Annotated in this window: 11 protein-coding genes; 7 read left to right on the top strand and 4 right to left on the bottom strand. The window is 69.8% G+C overall.

Going from position 1 to position 18,566, the window contains the following annotated elements; translation table 11 throughout:
- Nucleotides 1-63: 63 nt before the first annotated feature.
- The 3 genes from QBL25_RS16400 to QBL25_RS16390 all read left to right on the top strand — a co-directional run bounded on the left by QBL25_RS16400 (nucleotide 64) and on the right by QBL25_RS16390 (nucleotide 5,443).
- Nucleotides 64-2,718, top strand: coding sequence for an alpha/beta fold hydrolase (locus QBL25_RS16400; RefSeq protein WP_409057775.1), 2,655 nt, complete (start codon nucleotides 64-66; stop codon nucleotides 2,716-2,718).
- Entirely contained in the window at nucleotides 2,715-3,590 is an 876-nt protein-coding gene (locus tag QBL25_RS16395; protein ID WP_409057774.1) for an ABC transporter permease, read from the top strand. The genes QBL25_RS16400 and QBL25_RS16395 overlap by 4 nt, the downstream gene beginning before the upstream one ends.
- A gap of 131 nt (nucleotides 3,591-3,721) precedes the next feature.
- Entirely contained in the window at nucleotides 3,722-5,443 is a 1,722-nt protein-coding gene (locus tag QBL25_RS16390; protein ID WP_409057773.1) for a von Willebrand factor type A domain-containing protein, read from the top strand.
- 65 nt (nucleotides 5,444-5,508) lie between these two features.
- On the opposite strand, the gene QBL25_RS16385 is transcribed toward QBL25_RS16390, so the two are convergent.
- From QBL25_RS16385 to QBL25_RS16375, 3 genes are all read right to left on the bottom strand, one after another.
- Nucleotides 5,509-7,200 (bottom strand): hypothetical protein, encoded by a 1,692-nt coding sequence (locus tag QBL25_RS16385; protein WP_409057772.1) that lies wholly within the window; start codon nucleotides 7,198-7,200, stop codon nucleotides 5,509-5,511.
- Nucleotides 7,201-7,492: 292 nt separating this feature from the next.
- Nucleotides 7,493-8,716, bottom strand: coding sequence for an acyl-CoA dehydrogenase family protein (locus tag QBL25_RS16380; protein ID WP_409057771.1), 1,224 nt, complete (start codon nucleotides 8,714-8,716; stop codon nucleotides 7,493-7,495).
- Between the two features lie 110 nt (nucleotides 8,717-8,826).
- On the bottom strand, nucleotides 8,827-9,297 hold the full coding sequence (locus QBL25_RS16375; protein ID WP_409057770.1) for an SCP2 sterol-binding domain-containing protein: 471 nt from the start codon (nucleotides 9,295-9,297) through the stop codon (nucleotides 8,827-8,829).
- A 69-nt stretch (nucleotides 9,298-9,366) separates the two neighbouring features.
- Between QBL25_RS16375 and QBL25_RS16370 the strand changes: the two genes are divergently transcribed.
- From QBL25_RS16370 to QBL25_RS16360, 3 genes are all read left to right on the top strand, one after another.
- A complete protein-coding gene (locus QBL25_RS16370) occupies nucleotides 9,367-10,032 on the top strand; it encodes a TetR/AcrR family transcriptional regulator (RefSeq protein WP_409057769.1) in 666 nt (221 codons plus the stop codon).
- Nucleotides 10,033-10,392: 360 nt separating this feature from the next.
- A complete protein-coding gene (locus tag QBL25_RS16365; protein WP_409057768.1) occupies nucleotides 10,393-12,315 on the top strand; it encodes an AMP-dependent synthetase/ligase in 1,923 nt (640 codons plus the stop codon).
- On the top strand, nucleotides 12,308-14,275 hold the full coding sequence (locus QBL25_RS16360; RefSeq protein WP_409057767.1) for a GMC family oxidoreductase N-terminal domain-containing protein: 1,968 nt from the start codon (nucleotides 12,308-12,310) through the stop codon (nucleotides 14,273-14,275). Before QBL25_RS16365 ends, QBL25_RS16360 begins: the two co-directional genes overlap by 8 nt.
- 821 nt (nucleotides 14,276-15,096) lie before the next feature.
- On the opposite strand, the gene QBL25_RS16355 is transcribed toward QBL25_RS16360, so the two are convergent.
- Nucleotides 15,097-16,311, bottom strand: coding sequence for a DNA cytosine methyltransferase (locus QBL25_RS16355; RefSeq protein WP_409057766.1), 1,215 nt, complete (start codon nucleotides 16,309-16,311; stop codon nucleotides 15,097-15,099).
- Between the two features lie 416 nt (nucleotides 16,312-16,727).
- On the opposite strand from QBL25_RS16355, the gene QBL25_RS16350 reads away from it, so the two are divergent.
- On the top strand, nucleotides 16,728-18,563 hold the full coding sequence (locus tag QBL25_RS16350) for a hypothetical protein (protein ID WP_409057765.1): 1,836 nt from the start codon (nucleotides 16,728-16,730) through the stop codon (nucleotides 18,561-18,563).
- The last annotated feature ends 3 nt before the right edge of the window (nucleotides 18,564-18,566 follow it).

Below are 18,566 nucleotides of genomic sequence, written 5' to 3'. Positions count from 1 at the left end.
GAGGTAAGCCGGTTCACACCACCGGCTGCCCCGGGTGTCGGACCTCGCCCGTACGGTTGACGCATGGATCTACGACTGCCCAAGCTGCCCAAGCGCAGACTGCTCGCCGCGGTGGCCGCCGTCGCGCTGCTCGCCGGCGGGGGCACCTGGACGGCGGTGGCCTCGGACGACGGGCCCGCCGTGCACCGCGAGGACCGCGTGATGCGGATGACCGGCGCGGGCGGCGCGAAGATCGACACCTCGTACTTCACGGCGGGCGACCCCTCGGTCAAGCGCCCCGCCGTCCTCATCGGCCACGGCTTCGGCGCGAGCAAGGACCAGCTGCGCGGCCAGGCGGAGGATTTGGCGGCCAAGGGGTACGCGGTCCTGACCTGGTCCGCCCGCGGCTTCGGCAAGTCCACCGGCAAGATCGGCCTGAACGACCCCGAGGGCGAGGTCGCCGACGCCCGCCGGCTGATCGACTGGCTGGCGCTCCAGCCCGAGGTGCGGCTGGACAAGAAGGGCGACCCCCGCGTCGGCATGACCGGCGCCTCGTACGGCGGCGCGATCTCCCTCCTCACCGCCGGGTACGACGACCGGGTGGACGCGATCGCCCCCCAGATCACGTACTGGAACCTCAGCGACGCCCTCTTCCCGAACGGCGTGTTCAAGAAGCTCTGGGCCGGGCTCTTCATCAACACCGGCGGCGGCTGCGAACGCTTCGAGAAGCAGCTCTGCGCGATGTACAACCGTGTCGCGGAGGCCGGGAAGCCGGACGACGCGGCCCGCAAGCTCCTCGCCGAGCGCAGCCCGATCGCCGTCGGCGACCGCATCAAGACACCCGCCCTGCTCTTCCAGGGCCAGAGCGACTCCCTCTTCCCGCTCGGCCAGGCCGACGCCATCGCCCGGGCCGTCCGCGGCAACCACGCGCCCGTGTCCGTCGACTGGATCTCCGGCGGCCACGACGGCGGCGACCGCGAGACAGGCCGGGTGGAATCCCGCATCGGCTCGTGGTTCGACCGCTATCTGAAGGACGACAAGGGCGCCGACACCGGCCCCGCCTTCCGCGTCACCCGCACCGGAGGCATCGACTCCACCGACGGGGCCGCACAGAAGCGGGGCGCGAGCGGCGACACGTACCCCGGTCTGGAGAGCGGCGAGCGGAAGATCGCGCTCAGCGGGCGCGAGCCGCAGCGCGTGGAGAACCCCGCGGGCTCCTCACCGCCCGCCATCTCCGCGCTGCCCGGCGCGGGCGGCGGCGGACTCAACCAGCTCTCCTCGCTCGGCGTCGGCGTCTCCCTGGACTTCCCCCGACAGCACGCCGCGTTCCAGTCGGAGCCGCTCAAGGACGACCTGCGGATCACCGGTTCACCGAAGGTGCGGGTGAACGTCAAGTCCTCGGGCGAGGACGCCGTCCTCTTCGGGAAGGTGTACGACGTGGGGCCCGGCGGCGGGCAGAAGGTGCTGCCCTCGCAGCTCGTCTCGCCGATCCGTGTGCCGGGCGCGAAGGGGGGCAAGGACGTCACCGTCACCCTGCCGGCCATCGACCACGACGTGCAGAAGGGCCACCGGCTGCGCCTCGTCCTCGCCTCGACGGACCTCGGGTACGCCTCTCCGGTGCAGCCCGCCACGTACACCGTCTCCGTGCGGGGCGACCTGTCGGTCCCGACGGCGCCCGGCGTGAAGACGGCCGCGGCCCCGCTGCCCGCCTGGGTGTGGTGGCTGCCCGCGGCGGGAGCGGTGATCGCCGTGCTGCTCCTGGTGACCGCGCGGCGCCGGACCTCGGCGCCCGCGCCGGACCCGGAGCTCGCGGAAGTGCCTCTGCGGATCACGGACTTGAGCAAGCGGTACGCCAAGTCGACCGACCGGTACGCCGTCCGAGACCTCTCCTTCGGCGTCGAGAAGGGCCAGGTGCTCGGTCTCCTGGGCCCGAACGGCGCCGGTAAGACGACCACCCTGCGCATGCTCATGGGCCTCATCCGGCCCGACGCGGGCGAGATCCGCGTCTTCGGGCAGGCGATCCGGCCGGGCGCCCCGGTGCTCTCCCGGGTCGGCGCGTTCGTCGAGGGCGCGGGCTTCCTGCCGCACCTCTCCGGGCGCGAGAACCTGGAGCTGTACTGGAAGGCCACCGGGCGCCCCGCCGAGGACGCCCGCATGGACGAGGCGCTGGAGATCGCCGGGCTCGGTGACGCCCTGGCCCGCGCGGTGCGGACGTACTCGCAGGGCATGCGGCAGCGGCTCGCGATCGCCCAGGCCATGCTCGGCATGCCGGACCTGCTGATCCTGGACGAACCGACCAACGGCCTCGACCCGCCACAGATCCGCGAGATGCGCGAGGTCATGATCCGGTACGCGCGCGGCGGCCGCACGGTCATCGTCTCCAGCCACCTCCTCGCCGAGGTCGAGCAGTCCTGCACCCACCTGGTGGTCATGGACCGCGGCCGGCTCATCCAGACCGGACCGGTCGCCGAGATCGTCGGCTCCGGGGACACGCTCCTGGTGGGCCTCGCCGCCGACGTCTCCGACCCCATGGTCGACAAGGTCGCCGCGCTGCCCGGCGTGGCCTCCGCCGTCCGCGCGGACGGCGGCCTCCTCGTCCGCCTCGACGGCACGGAGGCGGGCAGCGCCGCCCGGCTGCTGCCCGAACTGGTCCGCCTGGAGCTGCCGGTGGAGTCCATGGGCCCGCACCGGCGCCTCGAAGACGCGTTCCTGACCTTGATCGACGGAGGCACCGCATGAGCGCCACAGCCACCGGGCCGGGCACGGAACACGCCACGGCCCCCGGATACCGCCCCGGCCGCACGCTGCCGCTGCGGGTCGAGGCGATGCGCCAGCTGAAGCGGCGCAGGACCCTGGTCATGGCCGGGGTGATGGGCCTGCTGCCCTTCGTCCTGGTCCTCGCCTTCACCATCGCCGGTTCGCCGGAGTCCCGCAGCGGCCGGGTCACGCTGATGGACACGGCCACGGCGTCCGGCGCGAACTTCGCCGCGACCTGCCTGTTCGTGTCGGCGGGCTTCCTCCTGGTCATCCCCGTCGCCCTGTTCTGCGGGGACACGGTCGCCTCCGAGGCGAGCTGGTCCTCCCTGCGCTATCTGCTCGCGGCTCCGGTGCCGCGGGCCCGCCTCCTGTGGTCGAAGCTGGCCGTGGCGCTCGGGCTCAGCGCGGCGGCCATGATCCTGCTCCCGCTGATCGCCCTCGCGGTCGGGACGGTGGCGTACGGCTGGGGCCCGCTCCAGATCCCGACCGGCGGCGCACTGCCCGCGGGGACGGCGGCACAGCGCCTGGTGATCGTCGTGGCGTACATCTTCGTCTCCCAACTGGTCACGGCCGCCCTCGCGTTCTGGCTCTCGACGAAGACGGACGCACCGCTTGGAGCGGTGGGCGGCGCGGTCGGCCTGACCATCGTCGGCAACGTCCTGGACGCGGTGACGGCCCTGGGCGGCTGGCGCGACTTCCTGCCGGCGCACTGGCAGTTCGCCTGGGCGGACGCGATCCAGCCCCGCCCCGAATGGGGCGGCATGATCCAGGGCTCGGCGGTCTCGGTGACGTACGCCCTGGTGCTGTTCGCGCTGGCGTTCCGGGGGTTCGCACGGAAGGACGTGGTGTCCTAGGGCCGGTCGGGGAGGCCTCTTCGTAACCGCCGCCGTTCCCGCATCGAGACTCTTCCGCAACGGTTTCGAGCGAGCGTTCGTCGTGCCTCGCGCGTCACAGTCATGTGAACCGACGACGCGAGGGGGCCAGGATGCGGACCTGGAAAGTACGGCGGGGACTGATCGGCGCGGTCGTGGCGGGCGGCCTGCTGGTCGGCGGGTGCAGCTCCGGGGACGGGAGCACGGGCCGGACCAGTGACGGCGCCGCCAAGGACCGGCGGGGGTCCGCGCCCCTGCCCGCGCCGGGGCCCGCGTCGCCGGGCAGCGGTGACGCCGCCACCCCCGGCGAGCAACAGGACAGCAAGGAAAGGGACTTCGCGCCGCCTCCCGACTACCTCTCCACGTTCGCGCTGGACGTCGACACCGCCTCGTACGGCTTCGCCCGTCGCACGCTCGCCGCGGGCAGCCTCCCCGACCCGGCGACCGTACGGCCCGAAGAGTTCGTCAACAGCTTCCGTCAGGACTATCCGCGCCCCGACGGCGACGGCTTCTCGGTGACCGTGGACGGCGCCCGCACCGACGAGGACGACTGGTCCCTGCTGCGGGTGGGGCTCGCGACCCGCGGCGACACCTCGGACGGCGAACGCCCGCCCGCCGCCCTCACCTTCGTGATCGACGTCTCCGGTTCGATGGCGGAGCCCGGCCGCCTCGACCTCGTCCAGGAGTCGCTCGGGACCATGACCGACCAGCTGCGCGACGACGACTCCGTCGCCCTCGTCACCTTCAGCGACAGCGCCGAGACGGTCCTGCCCATGACCCGCATCGGCGACCACCGCGGCAAGGTCCACTCGGCCGTCGACGCCCTGGAGCCGACCCAGTCCACCAACCTGGAGGCGGGCGTCCGGACCGGGTACGACACCGCCGTACGCGGCAAGCGCGACGGCTCCACCAACCGCGTCGTACTCCTCTCCGACGCCCTCGCCAACACCGGTGAGACCAGCGCCGACGGCATCCTGGAGCGCATCTCCGACGCCCGCGAGGAGCATGGCATCACCCTGTTCGGGGTCGGCGTCGGCAGCGACTACGGGGACGCCCTCATGGAACGCCTCGCCGACAAGGGCGACGGCCACACCACGTACGTGTCGGACGCCGAGGAGGCCCGCGAGGTCTTCTGCGAGCAACTCCCGGCCAACATCGAGCTGCGGGCCCGGGACGCGAAGGCGCAGGTCGCCTTCGAGCCGCGGACCGTCAAGCAGTTCCGGCTCATCGGCTACGACAACCGCGCGGTCGCCGACGACGACTTCCGCGACGACAGCGTGGACGGCGGCGAGGTCGGCCCCGGCCACACCGTGACCGCGCTGTACGCCGTACGGATGCGGCCCGGCGCGAGCGGGCACGTGGCGACGGCGAACGTCCGCTGGCTCGACCCCGAAAGCCGCGCTCCGCACGAGGAGTCGAACCAGATCGAGTCGGGGGACCTGGAGGGCGGCCTGAGCGACGCCGACGACGGGCTGCGGACCGCGGCGGTCGCCGCGTACTTCGCGGACGCGCTGCGGCAGGGGGCTTCGGGCAGGCCCGACTCCGGTACGACGGCCACGGCCCCCGAGCCGCTGTCCACGTCCACGGGGTCTGCGGGGTCTTCGGGGTCCGACGGGTCCACCTCGCGGGGGTCCCTGCCCGGTGCGCCCTCGCTGGCCGAACTGGCTTCGATCGCCGAGGGGTTGGCCTCAGGCGGTGACGGTGACGGTGATGGCGATGGCGGCGACAAGGCCTTGCGTGAACTTGCGACCGCCGTTCGCCAGGCGGACCGCCTCACGGGCGGTGACGGAGGCGGGGGTGGCGGGGGAGAGGACGAGGGCGAGATGAAGGAGTAGGGCCTCGCGCCTCAGCTTCGTGGTTGGTGGGTGGTGGCTAGCGGCTTGTGGCTCGTGCCTGGTGCCTAGTCGCCGCAGAGCTGTCGCTCGGCCTTCAGCGGGTCGTTCGGGAAGCGGAACGACGTGCGCTCCCAGACGCCGGTGACATTGCGCAGGAACCTGCCCGGCGTCATCGGGTCCCGCGTCGCCGCCCGCAGCTCGGCCAGCGGCCCGCAGCCGAGCGCCCGCCGGGCCGCGGCGACCCCCGCCGGGTCGACGCCCTCGGGAAGGGGGCCGTGGCCGCGGTCGGCGAAGATCCAGGTGTCCGGGAGCCGCTTGTCGTGGCCCACCCGCCCGTCGATGCGCTCGGAGTGCGCGGCCAGCGGATACGCGAGCCCGATCGGATCGAGGGCGGCCCCGTCCAGCGGGACCACCGTCCCGCTGAAGCCGAGCGTGCTGTAGACGCCGGTGACGACGGGGGAGTTGGCGCCGGTCGCGGTCTTGGCGAGGAACAGGCTCGGCGTGCCCTCCCGCGCGGCTTCGCGGACGAGACGTGCGTACGCGACGTTGCCCGGGTATCCCGCGAAGTCGTGGTGCAGGGGATGCGCCGCCGCGTTCTGCCGGACGTACACACCGCGCTCGTCCGCCACGCCGCCGGGTCCGATCCGGCCCTCGTACGGGATCCGCAGGAAGCTCGCGCAGACCACGGCCCAGATGCCGACGCCCGCGGTCGCGATGGTCCACGCGCGCGTGAAGGGCACGAGGAAGACCGGCAGGAGCATGAGCAGGAGCCCCGGCAGGAACATCCGGCCATGCATGAAGTCGCCGCCCACCTTGATGACGTAGGTCCAGCAGAGGAGGCCCGCGACGACGGGCGCGAGCGCGGGGACGAGGGAGGCGGTGTCCCGCCGGATCGTCCGCGCGGGCAGCAGGGCCGCGAGGAGGAACAGGGCGGGCACCCACAGGAGGTAGGGCCCGGCGAAGTCGGAGAGGTAGTCGAACCCGCGCCCCCACAGGCTCTGCGAGGCCTCCTTGGTCACCCCGGGCAGCGGCATCAGCTGCCCGTAGTACCCCACCCGGAAGATCTCGTACGCGACCGGCAGCGCGAGGGCGGCCCCGAGCCCCCCGAACGCGGCCCGCCGCGAGGGCCGCGCCATCAGCCACTGCGCGCCGAGGAAGACGGCGGACACGAGTGCCAGGTCGGGCCGTACGAGAGGGCCCAGGCCCAGGACCACGCAGGTGGAGAGCGACCGGGCCCGGGTGACGAGCAGCAGCCAGGCGCCCGCGATCCAGCACGTGGCGAGCCCGGTCTCCAGGCCGGAGGTGGCGAAGTCCCAGACGGGCGGCAGGGCGAGCAGGACGAGGCAGCCGAGAGGGAGGGCGGCCCGGCCCGCGTACAGCCGCATCGCCCCGACCGAGGCGAGGGCGAACCCGGCCGCGGTCAGGAGCAGCCCGCCGTACATCGCGGCCCTCGCGATGTCGAGCCCCGGCAGCCCCGCGAGCACGAGCAGCCACTGCCAGAGGGTGCCGGTGGAGGACTCGGCGCGTTCGCCCGCGTTGAAGACGGGGCCGTTGCCGGCCAGGATCTGCCGGACCGTACGGACGTAGATGTGCCCGTCGTCGGACATCCAGCGCCGCTGGAACCCGGCGACCGCGATGACGCAGGCCGGCAGCAGACAGAGGACGCCGCGCCAGAGCCTGTGCCCGGTGCCGCGCCGGCTGTTGATCAGCCCGAGGACGGCGTCGGGCTCGCGGAGGGAGAGATGCGTCGACGTCATGATCTTTTCATCGGCGCGGGGTGGGGGTGGCTTGAGAGGGGGCTGGGCGGGGAGGGAAGGGGAGGAGGGGAGCGGGTGGAGAGGCCGGCGCGGGGATCCAGCCCGTCCGGCGTGTGAGGACGAACTCGGCGGAGTCGGTGACGGGCGGCATGCGAAGCCGGTGACGGGCGGCATGCGGAGTCGGTGACGGACGGCGTGCGAAGCCGGTGACGGGCGGGACGCGAAGCCCCGGGGGCCAGGATCACCCCGTAGCCTCAGTCAGCAGCCTCAGTCAGCGGATCTGGCGCCTGCCTCAGCGGATCTGGCGGCCGGAAATCGCCCTCGCGATCACGAGGCGCTGGATCTCGCTCGTCCCCTCGAAGATCGTGTAGATCTTCGCGTCCCGGTACATCCGCTCCACCGGATGCTCCCTGCTGTACCCCGCGCCCCCGAGCACCTGCACCGCCTTCTCGGTGGCCGCCACGGCCAGCTCCCCGGCGCGCAGCTTGGACATCGAGCCCTGCCCCGCGTCAAACGCCTTGTCGTTGCGCGCCATCCACGACGCCTGCCAGATCAGCAGCCGCACGGCCTCGATCTCGGTCCGCAGGTCGGCGAGCGCGAAGGCGATGGACTGGTTCTCGACGATGGGGCGGCCGAAGGCGACCCGGGAGCCCGCGTAGTCGAGCGCGTACTCGTACGCGGCCCGTGCGATGCCCAACGCCTGCGCGCCCACCGTCGGGCGGCTCACCTCGAAGGTCGCCATGGCGGCCTGCCCGCGGCCCCCGGCCCCGGCCTTGGTGCCTTCGCGGGCCCGCGCCAGCCGCGCGTCGAGCCGCTCCTTGCCGCCGAGCAGGCAGTGCCCCGGCACGCGGACGTCGTCCAGGAACACGTCCGCGGTGTGCGAGGCCCGCAGCCCCAGCTTCTTGATCTTCTTGGCGCCTTCGAGGCCCTGCGTGCCGGGCGGCACGATGAACGCGGCCTGTCCCCGTGAGCCGAGGGCCGGATCGACGGACGCCACCACCACGTGGACGTTCGCGATGCCGCCGTTCGTGATCCACGCCTTCTGGCCCGACAGGGTCCACTGGTCGCGTGCCTCGTCGTACGTGGCGCGCGTCCGCATCGCCGACACGTCCGAGCCCGCGTCGGGCTCGGAGACGCAGAACGCGGCGACCTTGGGGTCGTCCTCGTCGCCGAAGCACTGCGGCACCCACTCGGCGAGCTGGTCGGGCGTGCCCGCGGAGAAGATCCCGGCCACCGCGAGCGAGGTGCCGAACAAGGCCATCCCGATGCCCGCGTCACCCCAGAACAGCTCCTCGTTGGCGATCTGGAGCGAGAGTCCGCTGGGGTCGCCGAAGAGGTCGGCGAGGGACTCGAACCCGTAGAGCCCGATCTTGGCGGCCTCCTGGATGACGGGCCAGGGCGTCTCCTCGCGCTCGTCCCACTCGGCGGCGGCCGGCCGCACCACGTCGGCGGCGAAGCCGTGCACCCATCCGCGCAGGTCGCGCTGTTCCTCGGTCAGTTCGAGCGAGAAGGCCATGAGGATTTTCCCTTCCGGAGGTCGGTGTGTCGGGAGCTTGGTGGGTGGGGCGTGGGCCGGAGTGCCGGGGCGCCCGTATGCCAGGGCGCCCGTGGGCCCGTGTGCCTGGCTCAGGCCTTCGGGATGTCGAAGTAGCGGGTCAGGCCGGCGGCGAACGCCACATCGCCCACGATCTTGAGCTTGCGCATCATGAACATCGTCACGGGGCTCGAATTGCCGGAGACCAGCTTGAGGAACTCGGCGTCGGGCATGATGAGCGTGACGCGCGGTTCGGCGTCCGAGCGGCCCTCGCGGACGGTGCAGGTGCCCGCCGAGATCTCCGTCTCGTAGACCGCCTCCTCGACCCCCGTGACCTTCCAGCGGATCAGCGCCTCGACGCTGCCCGCGGCCTCCGGCTTGAACTGCCGGCCCATCCGGCCGAACACCTCCTGGAGGACGCGGGCGCGCAGCTCCGCGTCCTGGGCGATCTCGGTGATCTCCTTGCCGGAGAGGCCCTTCACGATCTTCGCGAACTCCTCGGGGGTGACGCTCGCGAAGTCCAGTCCGGCCAGGCCGTCGGCGCCGCCGATGCCGTTCGTCATGGCAATATCCTTACTCAAGAGTAAACTTACTAAGGGGTAAGGTAGCCCCGAGTCTGGGAGGCTGCAAGGGTGACGGTCAACGGGAGAACTGAGGGACGGCGTAAGCGCGTTCCGCGCCAGGAGCGCGAGCAGCAGATCATCGACGTGGCGGTGACGGTCTTCGCCAAGCGCGGCTACCACGCCGCGTCCGTGGACGAGATCGCCGAACTCGCCGGCATCTCCAAGCCGATGGTCTATCTCTATCTGGACTCCAAGGAGGGACTCTTCCTCGCCTGCCTGCGACGGGAGGCCGACCGCCTGGTCGCCGCCTTCCAGGACGCGGCACGGGCCGGGGGCGGCGCGCCGGAACTGCGCCTGTACGCGGGCCTTGCGGCGTTCTTCGCCTTCGTCGCCGAGCACCGCGACAGCTGGATCGTCCTGCACCGGCAGGCTTCGGAGCTGAGCCAGGCCATCGCGGCCGCCGTCGCCGACGCGCGGCGCGCCGTGATGGCGCAGGTCGCGGGCCTGGTCCGGGACGGCATCGCGGAGAGCCCCGGCACGCAACTGGACGACGAGGACGCCGACTTCGTGGCCCATGCCCTGGTCGGCGCGGCGGACTCGCTCACGGACTGGATGGGCGGTCACCCGGGCCAGTCGCCGGAGGGGGTCACGCTGCGGCTGATGAACATGGTGTGGGTGGGGATGGGCCGGGTGCTCGAAGGGGAGGTCTGGGTGCCGGGTTCCTCGGTGGAGTAAGGGGGCCTTGGTGGGGCGAGGGGGCTGGGCGGAGTGAGGGACGGGGCGGGTTCCTCGGCAGAGTGAAGGGCGGGGCGGGTTCCTGGCCGGCGCGGGCGGCTTTGTCACCGAGTTGACGATCACTCGCCCATTTCTCCGCCGCCCGCCCCATTGAACTTTCCCTACGCTTGAGTAAGTTGACCTCCCAGTAAGTACGCACCACATCACCGCCGTACCTCTGTTGCGTACCTCTGTTCCGTAGTTCTGGTCCGTAGCTCTGGTCCGTAGTTCTGTTCTGCACCACTGTTCTGTACTTCTGTGTGATCTCTGCATGACTCCGCACGTCAGCTGGTAGCCGCGAGCCGGGAGCCGGGAGCCGTCATGGGCGTACGCAAGGATCTGAAACGGGCAGGCCGCCACCGCGAGCTGGCTGACCGCGCCACGGTGGAGCTCGTCCGCGACGAGCACGGAGTCGTGCGCGAGGCGCGTACGCCCCGGCTCGCGGCGAAGCCCACCACGGGCAGCACCGCCGACATCCCCTTCACCAACGCCGCCGAGGCACCCGGCGCGGTCGTGCTGCGCCGCAAGCAGGGCGGCCAGTGGCGCCCGGTCACCGCGGCGGCCTTCGCGCGCGAAGTCACCGCCGCCGCCAAGGGATTGATCGCCGCCGGGCTCCAGCCGGGCGGCCGGGTCGCGCTGATGTCCCGTACGCGCTACGAGTGGGCCGTCCTCGACTTCGCGATCTGGGCGGCGGGCGGGCAGACCGTGCCCGTGTACGCGACGTCGGCGGCCGAACAGATCGAGTGGATCGTGCGGGACTCCGGCGCGACCCTCCTGATCGCCGAGACGGCGGAGAACGTCGCGACGGCCGCGGCGGCGGTCGAGGGCCTCGCCGAACCGCCGCGCGTCCTGTGCCTCGACGAGGGCGCACTGGCCGATCTGGCCGCCGAGGGCGTGCGGTTGTCCGACGAGGACGTGACCAAGCGGAGGGCCGCCCTCACCCCGGACTCCATCGCCACCATCTGCTACACCTCGGGCACGACGGGCAAGCCCAAGGGCTGCGTCCTCACCCACGGCAATCTGCACGCCGAGGCCGCGAACACGGTCGACCTGCTGCACCCCATCTTCAAGGAGATCACCGGGCAGGTCGCCTCCACGCTCCTGTTCCTGCCGCTCGCCCACATCCTGGGCCGCACGATCCAGGTCGCCTGCATGCTCGCCCGTATCGAACTGGGCCACTGCCCGAGCATCAAGCCGGACGAACTGCGCCCCGAACTGCGGTCGTTCAGGCCGACGTTCGTCGTCGGCGTCCCGTACCTCTTCGAGAAGATCCACGACACGGGCCGCGCGACCGCGGAGAAGATCGGGCGCGGCGCGTCCTTCGACCGGGCCGAGGGGATCGCGGTGCGGTTCGGCGAGGCGTATCTGAACAAGTTCCTCGACAAGCGCGCCCCCGGCCCCTCCCTCGGGCTCCACGCGGGCTGGGCGCTGTACGAACTGCTGGTCTACCGCCGCATCCGCAAGGAGGTCGGCGGCAGGCTGCGCTACGCGATCAGCGGCGGCTCCCCGCTGGACCGCCGCCTCAACCTCTTCTTCTACGCCGCCGGAATCATCATCTACGAGGGGTACGGCCTGACGGAGACCACCGCGGCCGCCACCATCACCCCGCCGCTGAAGCCGCGGCCCGGCACGGTGGGGCTGCCGGTGCCGGGTACCGCCGTGCGCATCGCGGACGACGGGGAGGTGCTCATCAAGGGCGGCATCGTCTTCGGCTCGTACTGGAACAACCCGGCCGCGACGGACGCCGTGCTGCGGGACGAGTGGTTCGCGACCGGCGACCTGGGCGCGCTCGACGGCGACGGCTATCTCACGATCACCGGGCGCAAGAAGGACATCATCGTCACCTCCGGCGGCAAGAACGTCTCCCCGGCGGTCCTGGAGGACCGGCTGCGCAGCCGGGCGCCGGTCGGCCAGTGCATCGTCGTGGGCGACAACCGCTCGTACGTGGCCGCGCTCATCACGCTGGACCCGGAGGCGGTCGAGCACTGGCTCGCCGTGCGCAAGCGCCCGAAGGACACTCCGCACGCCGAACTGTGCCGGGATCCGAAGATGATCGCGGAGATCCAGAAGGCGGTCGACTACGCCAACGAGGCGGTCTCACGGGCGGAGTCCATCCGAAAATTCTCCCTGGTCGAGGGCGAGTTCACCGAGGACAACGGACTGCTGACGCCCTCACTGAAGATCAAACGGCATGCGGTGACGGCGGCGTACAAGACCGAGATCGAGGCGCTCTACGGTGAGTGAGGCGGCGGAGACGGTGACGCACGGGGCGGCGGGGGACATGCCGGGGGAGCCGACGGAAGAAGCGGAGGGGGAGCCGAGGGGAGGGCAGGCGGAGGAGCCGACGGAAGAAGCGGCGGGGGAGCCGCGGGAAGGGCCGGCGGGCGAGCCGAGGGAAGGGCCGGCGGAGGAGCCGAGGGAAGGGCAGGCGGCGGAGGAGTTTTACGACTACGACGTCATCGTGGTCGGCTCCGGATTCGGCGGCTCCGTCTCCGCCCTGCGCCTGACGGAGAAGGGCTATCGCGTGGGCGTCCTGGAGGCGGGACGCCGCTTCACGCGCGCGTCGCTGCCCCGGCACTCCTGGGACCTGCGGAACTACCTCTGGGCCCCGGCCCTCGGCCTCTACGGCCTCCAGCGCATCCACCTCCTGCGCAACGTCATGGTGCTCGCGGGCGCCGGGGTGGGCGGCGGCTCGCTGAACTACGCGAACACCCTCTACGTGCCGCCGGCCGCCTTCTTCCAGGACAAGCAGTGGGCGGGCATCACGGACTGGCAGGCGGAACTGGCCCCCTACTACGACCAGGCCAAGCGCATGCTCGGCGTACGCCAGAACCCGACCATGACCGAGGCGGACGAGCACCTGCGGGCGGCGGCGGACCGGATGGGCGTGGCGGACACCTTCCGGCTGACGCCCGTGGGCGTGTTCTTCGGCGACGGGGCGGACGCGGGGGCGACCGGCGCATGTGATGGCGGTACCGGCGGCGCCACCGGCTCCAGTCCTTCAACGGCCGAGGCGGGCACGGAAGTTCCCGATCCGTACTTCGGAGGGGCGGGCCCCGCGCGCACGCCCTGCACGGAGTGCGGGTCCTGCATGACGGGCTGCAAGGTCGGCGCGAAGAACAGCCTCACCGAGAACTATCTGTACCTGGCCGAACGCGCGGGCGCGGAGATCCGCGCGATGACGACGGTCGTGTCGGTGCGGGAGGTGGCGGGAGGCCACGAGGTGGTGACGGTCCCGACCAACAAGCGACGCAGGGGCCGGCGCACCGTCCTGCGGGCCCGCCACGTGGTCCTCGCAGCGGGCACGTACGGCACGCAGACCCTTCTGCACCGCATGAAGGACGAGGGGCTCCTGCCGAACCTCTCCGACCGGCTCGGCAAGCTCACACGCACCAACTCCGAGGCGCTGGTGGGCGCGGTGACGTTCCCGCGCCGCTACCGCAAGAAGTACGGCGCGGAGCGCCCCCTGGACTTCACGCGGGGCATCGCCATCACGTCGTCGATCCACCCGAACCCCACCACGCACATCGAGAACGTCCGGTACGGCAAGGGCTCGAACCTGATGGCGCTCATCTGCGTCCCGCAGTACAGCCGGAACCTCCCCAAGCCGCTGGCCGCGGCGCTCGCGTTCCTCACCCACCCGGTCCTGGTGGCGCGCGTCGCGTCGACGCACCGCTGGTCGGAGCGCACCATCATCGGCCTCGTCATGCAGACCCACGACAACTCCCTCACCACCGGCCTGGGACGCCGCCGCCTGCTGACGGCCGAGCAGGGCCACGGGGCGCCGAACCCCGTCCACATCGCGGAGGGCTGGGAGGCGGCGGGCCTGGTGGCCGAGCGCATCAACGGCTTCCCGGGCACGAACCTCGGCGAACTCCTCAACAAACCGCTCACCGCGCACTTCCTGGGCGGCTGCGCGATCGGCGCCTCGCCGGACCAGGGGGTGATCGACCCCTACCACCGCCTCTACGGCCACCCGGGCATCTCGGTGGTGGACGGCTCAGCGATCTCGGCCAACCTGGGCGTGAACCCGTCCCTGACGATCACGGCCCAGGCAGAACGAGCCATGGCCCACTGGCCCAACAAAAACACCCCGGACCCCCGCCCACCCCAGAACACGCCGTACACACGCCCCCAACCAACACCCCCAAACTCCCCCACAGTCCCCCGACACGCATACGCCGAACTACGCCTCCCGAAGTAACCCCACCGACCGCGCCCCCGGACGCCATTCGGCCACTCCCCGGCCGCCCCACGAACGCCTCCTAGGCACCGCTCCGGGGCGAGCCCCCCGACGCTTACCCGCCCGCTACACCGGGCCCGCTAAATTCCCCAAACCAACAAAAAGGCCCTCCCGGCAAGGAGGGCCAACGAAGACTGCACTGAAGCGCCCCCGGCAGGGGCCTGCGCAGACGGCGGATGGTCTGACCTGCCACTTTCGCCGCTCAGGACGGGGGAGCTGACCGTTGTGGGGAGCTTTTGCCCTAGCTAGCCGCGGTCCCCTGCACTATCTGGCACGGCGCATAGTCCTTGATCTCGGCTCTTCAGGACCGGGCTCAGCGATCGGAGGGCAGCATTAGCCTTCCGGACCGGCTTGCGCTAACAGCTTTACTGCTGGTCAGCCCACGAATCGCTCTCCGAAAGACCCACGCCTCCCAAGCTGAGAGTCCTGACCCTTGTCATGGGCCAGCCGAACGGCGCTTGCTCTGGTTGACTCCGAGCATGGCTGACGCCGATTGGGGTGCGTGATCCGTACGTGCACTGGCTGTACGTCGTCGGCTGAGATTCGTGGCACAGCTTTCGGCGGAGTCCTGAGGGCCGAGCCTCGTGCTAGCCGACAGAGGCGGGGAGGGGTGTTAACCGAGGGGCGTAGGGTCCGTTTCTGTGCTGGTGCCAGGGCTCGTCCCCCTGAGTACGGGCTCCGATCAATACCAGGAGCAAGGGCCATTCTGGCAAGCGCGCTGCCAAACCTGTAGCGAGCCGGTTCATGTATCTCGGCTCAACTGAGATCAGCCCATTGGCGGCTCAGCAGGCGAGGTCGACAGCAGAAGCTGCGAAATCGTCCTCGGCCTGGGGCGCGTCGTCCTTCGCTGGCAGTACCTCAGCATCGAAGAGCTTGGAGGTCAGCGCCTCCGTAAGGGGCGGGGGCACGGCATTGCCGATGATGACCTGAACCTCAGTGCGAGTCAGTTCGTAGCGAGGCTTAACTCTTTCATCGACGAACTTGAAATAGTCCGGGAAACCCTGGATACGCGCGGCCTCATGGGCGGTAAGACACCGTGGGACTTCAGGATGGACGAAGCGTCCGCGACCCATCGTGGCGAATCCGCTGGTAATCGTCTGAGCCGGACGGTCCCACCACAAGCGGCCATACATCGACGTGTAATTGTGCTCGCCCTGATGGCACTCAGGACGTTCTTCGTTGGGCAGATTGTGCTCGTCGTTCTCGAAGAGATACTTCATACGCCGCTGGTTATCCGCGTTGGGTACGGCAGCCTCATCGAAGAACGACTTCGGTCGGACGCCAAGCAGGTCACCGATCGCCCAACGCAAGTCATGGGATGCGGCTTTGTGATCTTCGACCTGCAGCAGGTCGGCAGCCGAAAAGCCAAAAGGTAGCGCATCTTCGCGGATGGCCAACAATATGTGGCGTTTGCGCGTCTGGGCGACCCCGAGCTTCAGCAGGTCGATACGACTGGTGGCAACGTCATAGCCAAGCTTTCTAAGGTGAACGATGGCGCGGGAGACCACCTGCTGCTTGTCATTGACAACGGCCAGCACGTTCTCAATGACGACCGCGCGAGGACGCAGAACCTCTGCGGCACGAGCCATACGCAGATACAGCCGGTTCTTGGGATCATCTCGGCGAGTGTGATTATTGAGGTTACTGTGCCCCTGGCACGGCGGTCCGCCGATCAGGAGTGCGACCTCGCCCACCGTGGACCGCGTCGCAATCTCCTGAGTAGTCAACGATGCGCCGAGGTCACCGTCGAAGTAGGATTCAACGCCTCCCTCTTGGACGTTGGCCTTAGGAAAGTTGGCCTTGAAGACCTTGGTGGGAGCTGCCTCGAAGTCAACCGCGAGACGAACGTCAAGCGAGACGTCGCGCTTGTGAGCTGCCTGGGCAACACCCAGGGTTAGGCCACCGCAGCCCGCGAAAAGGTCCACTACTCGCAGGGAGCCGACGCCCTCCTCAAACTTCGGCCGCCGCTTAGCCTGCAGGGGGTACTGCTTACCCACGCGTGCCCCCCATCTGCCCTTGCTTGTAGAACCGGCGGAACGAGCGGTCATCGTACTCGATCAAGGATGAACGCGTGCGGTAGACCGGTAGGTCAGGGGCGCCCGACGTGCCGATCACGACGCGTCTAGGCACATCACGAGCGCCCTGAACCATCTCGGCCTCGGCCCTCACCTGCGGCACCACTGCCTCGGCGTAAGCAGGTCCCGCACCCCCGGCCGGTCCTGCGCGCTCGCGGTCAGCGTCGAGTGCCTCAGCACCAACCCCAGCAATCCGGGACCCTCAAAAACCCCACACACTCCCCCGCTGGCGAGTCTGACGTACTTCAGCGCACCGGCACGGCATTTGATTTACCGTCAGGAACGTTGCCAGCTAGAATTCTTCAGCGCTCACTGCCCGGTCGACGAAGGACAGCAGCATGCCGCTTGAGGTCAACAAGCACGTCCAACGGATGCGTCGCTACCAGCCGTTCGATGTGGACGCCTCAGAGATGATCTACGAGCAGGCGGACCAGGCGGACCGGACACAGTCGCCGTACCCCGTGGTGACGCTGGAGTACTTGGTGAGCGCCATCGAGCAGCCAACCGTGAAGACCATCGTCCTCACCGGGGACGCCGGGCACGGCAAGACAAGCCTTTGTGCCAACCTGCTGGCCGAGCTGAGGATGGGTGGCGAAACGGTCCCATCAGATGTCCGAAGGACAGTCTTCAGCGAGTTGCTCAAGGACGGTGACGCCGGTCGCCCTGTTGCCCTGACCCGTAGCGGGCGCCCGCTGTACATACTCAGGGATCTCAGCGAGCTAAGCCTTCAGGCGGGCGCCCAGAAGCTCGTGCAGCTGCTTGACCCCCCGGGCAATGGGGTTGCGATCATCTGCGCAAACGAGGGCCAGCTGCGTAAGTGCGTTGCCGAAGACGACCTCAACCGCAGCGGCACGGGGCGCGCCAAGATCTTGGTGAAGACCCTTACAGATGGCATTGCTCGTGGGCAGGTCAGCGACCCCGATGGCGCAGTCACCGTCATCAACCTCAACTACCAGTCCGTAGCGGCTGACGGTCGCACTGGTGGTTTTGTCCCCTGGGTTCTGAGGCAGTGGACGACCCCGCAATGGTCGCGGTGGAAGACCTGTGAGACGTGTGATGCACGTGAGGTCTGCCCGATTCTAGCCAATCGTAACGAGTTGAACGATGCCACTCACGGGCCTCAGCGCCGGGCCGCGGTCCGGGAACTGTTCGCTGCTGCCGAGCGCGCCGGAGCTGTTGTTACGACTCGTCAGGGGCTCTCGGTTACCAGTTACATGATCACTGGTGGGCTGTCCTGTGAGAACGTCCACGCCAAATACCAGCGGTCGCACTCCAGCAGGTTGTGGCAAGCACCTCACTTATACCATCAGGCGCTCTTCGGTGATCAGTTGACCCCGCAACAGCGTCATCGTGTTCCTGCATTCCTCACGCTACGCAAGTTGGACCCGGGCAAGGTCTCTCGTCGCCAGGTTGACGACCGACTCGATCCGGATACAGCCGGCCGTTTTCCTCCGGGGGACCCCAAAAGTTACCTGCAGAAGGCCCGTACGACCCGGGACGCGCAGAAGCAGGCCGAACAGCTGAGGGGCTTGTACACGTTCCTGCGACGTGCCGACTTCTTCAACAGCATCGACAGCAAGGACCGGTTTGCCCGCATGGGCTTGCAGGCCGGTGACGACTTCGTCACTGTCCAGAACGACAGAGGGGACCTGGCGGACACCACGGTGCGCGACCGTTTCCTCAAGGGTTTGGAAGCCGTCCAGGGTATCCACCGCCCCGGGAGCAACCCTGACTTCCTTGTGCTTGACCCGGCCTTCTTTGCTCAACGCGCCCGCGCGGCCGTCATCTCCCGACGGGTGTCCAGCAAGAACGTCGAGGTGGTCGATCAGGTCACCCAGTGGCAGAAGGAAGGCCAAACGGGTGACATTCCGGGCATGCGGAATGCAGTCGAGTGGCTCAACCGCTCCATCTTCATCCGGATCCCGGCCGTCACTCCTGGCCAGGGGGCAGTTTCGGTCGAAGTAGATCTTCTGCGCTTCGAGTTGCTGACACGGTGGGCCGCAGGGCTGCGTAGCGAGACGCAGCACGAGGCCGAGATCCGCGGGCTGACCGGGTCTCTCGCAGATCTGGCTGACTCCTTGAACAAGGACGACGAGATTCAGGTCCTCGTGGGCAACGTCATGAGAAAGCTCATGATCGACGTCGGTGACAAGATCAGGTCGGTGCGGGCGTAATGG

Origin of the sequence: Streptomyces sp. SYP-A7185, assembly GCF_046103685.1 — a bacterium.
Lineage (GTDB): Bacteria > Actinomycetota > Actinomycetes > Streptomycetales > Streptomycetaceae > Streptomyces.
This window is presented reverse-complemented; position numbering and strand designations above follow the sequence as displayed.

Coding starts and splice junctions, on each gene's coding strand:
- QBL25_RS16400 (WP_409057775.1), top strand. CDS start 64: ATGGATCTACGACTGCCCAAGCTGCCCAAGCGCAGACTGCTCGCCGCG.
- QBL25_RS16395 (WP_409057774.1), top strand. CDS start 2,715: ATGAGCGCCACAGCCACCGGGCCGGGCACGGAACACGCCACGGCCCCC.
- QBL25_RS16390 (WP_409057773.1), top strand. CDS start 3,722: ATGCGGACCTGGAAAGTACGGCGGGGACTGATCGGCGCGGTCGTGGCG.
- QBL25_RS16385 (WP_409057772.1), bottom strand. CDS start 7,200: ATGACGTCGACGCATCTCTCCCTCCGCGAGCCCGACGCCGTCCTCGGG.
- QBL25_RS16380 (WP_409057771.1), bottom strand. CDS start 8,716: ATGGCCTTCTCGCTCGAACTGACCGAGGAACAGCGCGACCTGCGCGGA.
- QBL25_RS16375 (WP_409057770.1), bottom strand. CDS start 9,297: ATGACGAACGGCATCGGCGGCGCCGACGGCCTGGCCGGACTGGACTTC.
- QBL25_RS16365 (WP_409057768.1), top strand. CDS start 10,393: ATGGGCGTACGCAAGGATCTGAAACGGGCAGGCCGCCACCGCGAGCTG.
- QBL25_RS16350 (WP_409057765.1), top strand. CDS start 16,728: ATGCCGCTTGAGGTCAACAAGCACGTCCAACGGATGCGTCGCTACCAG.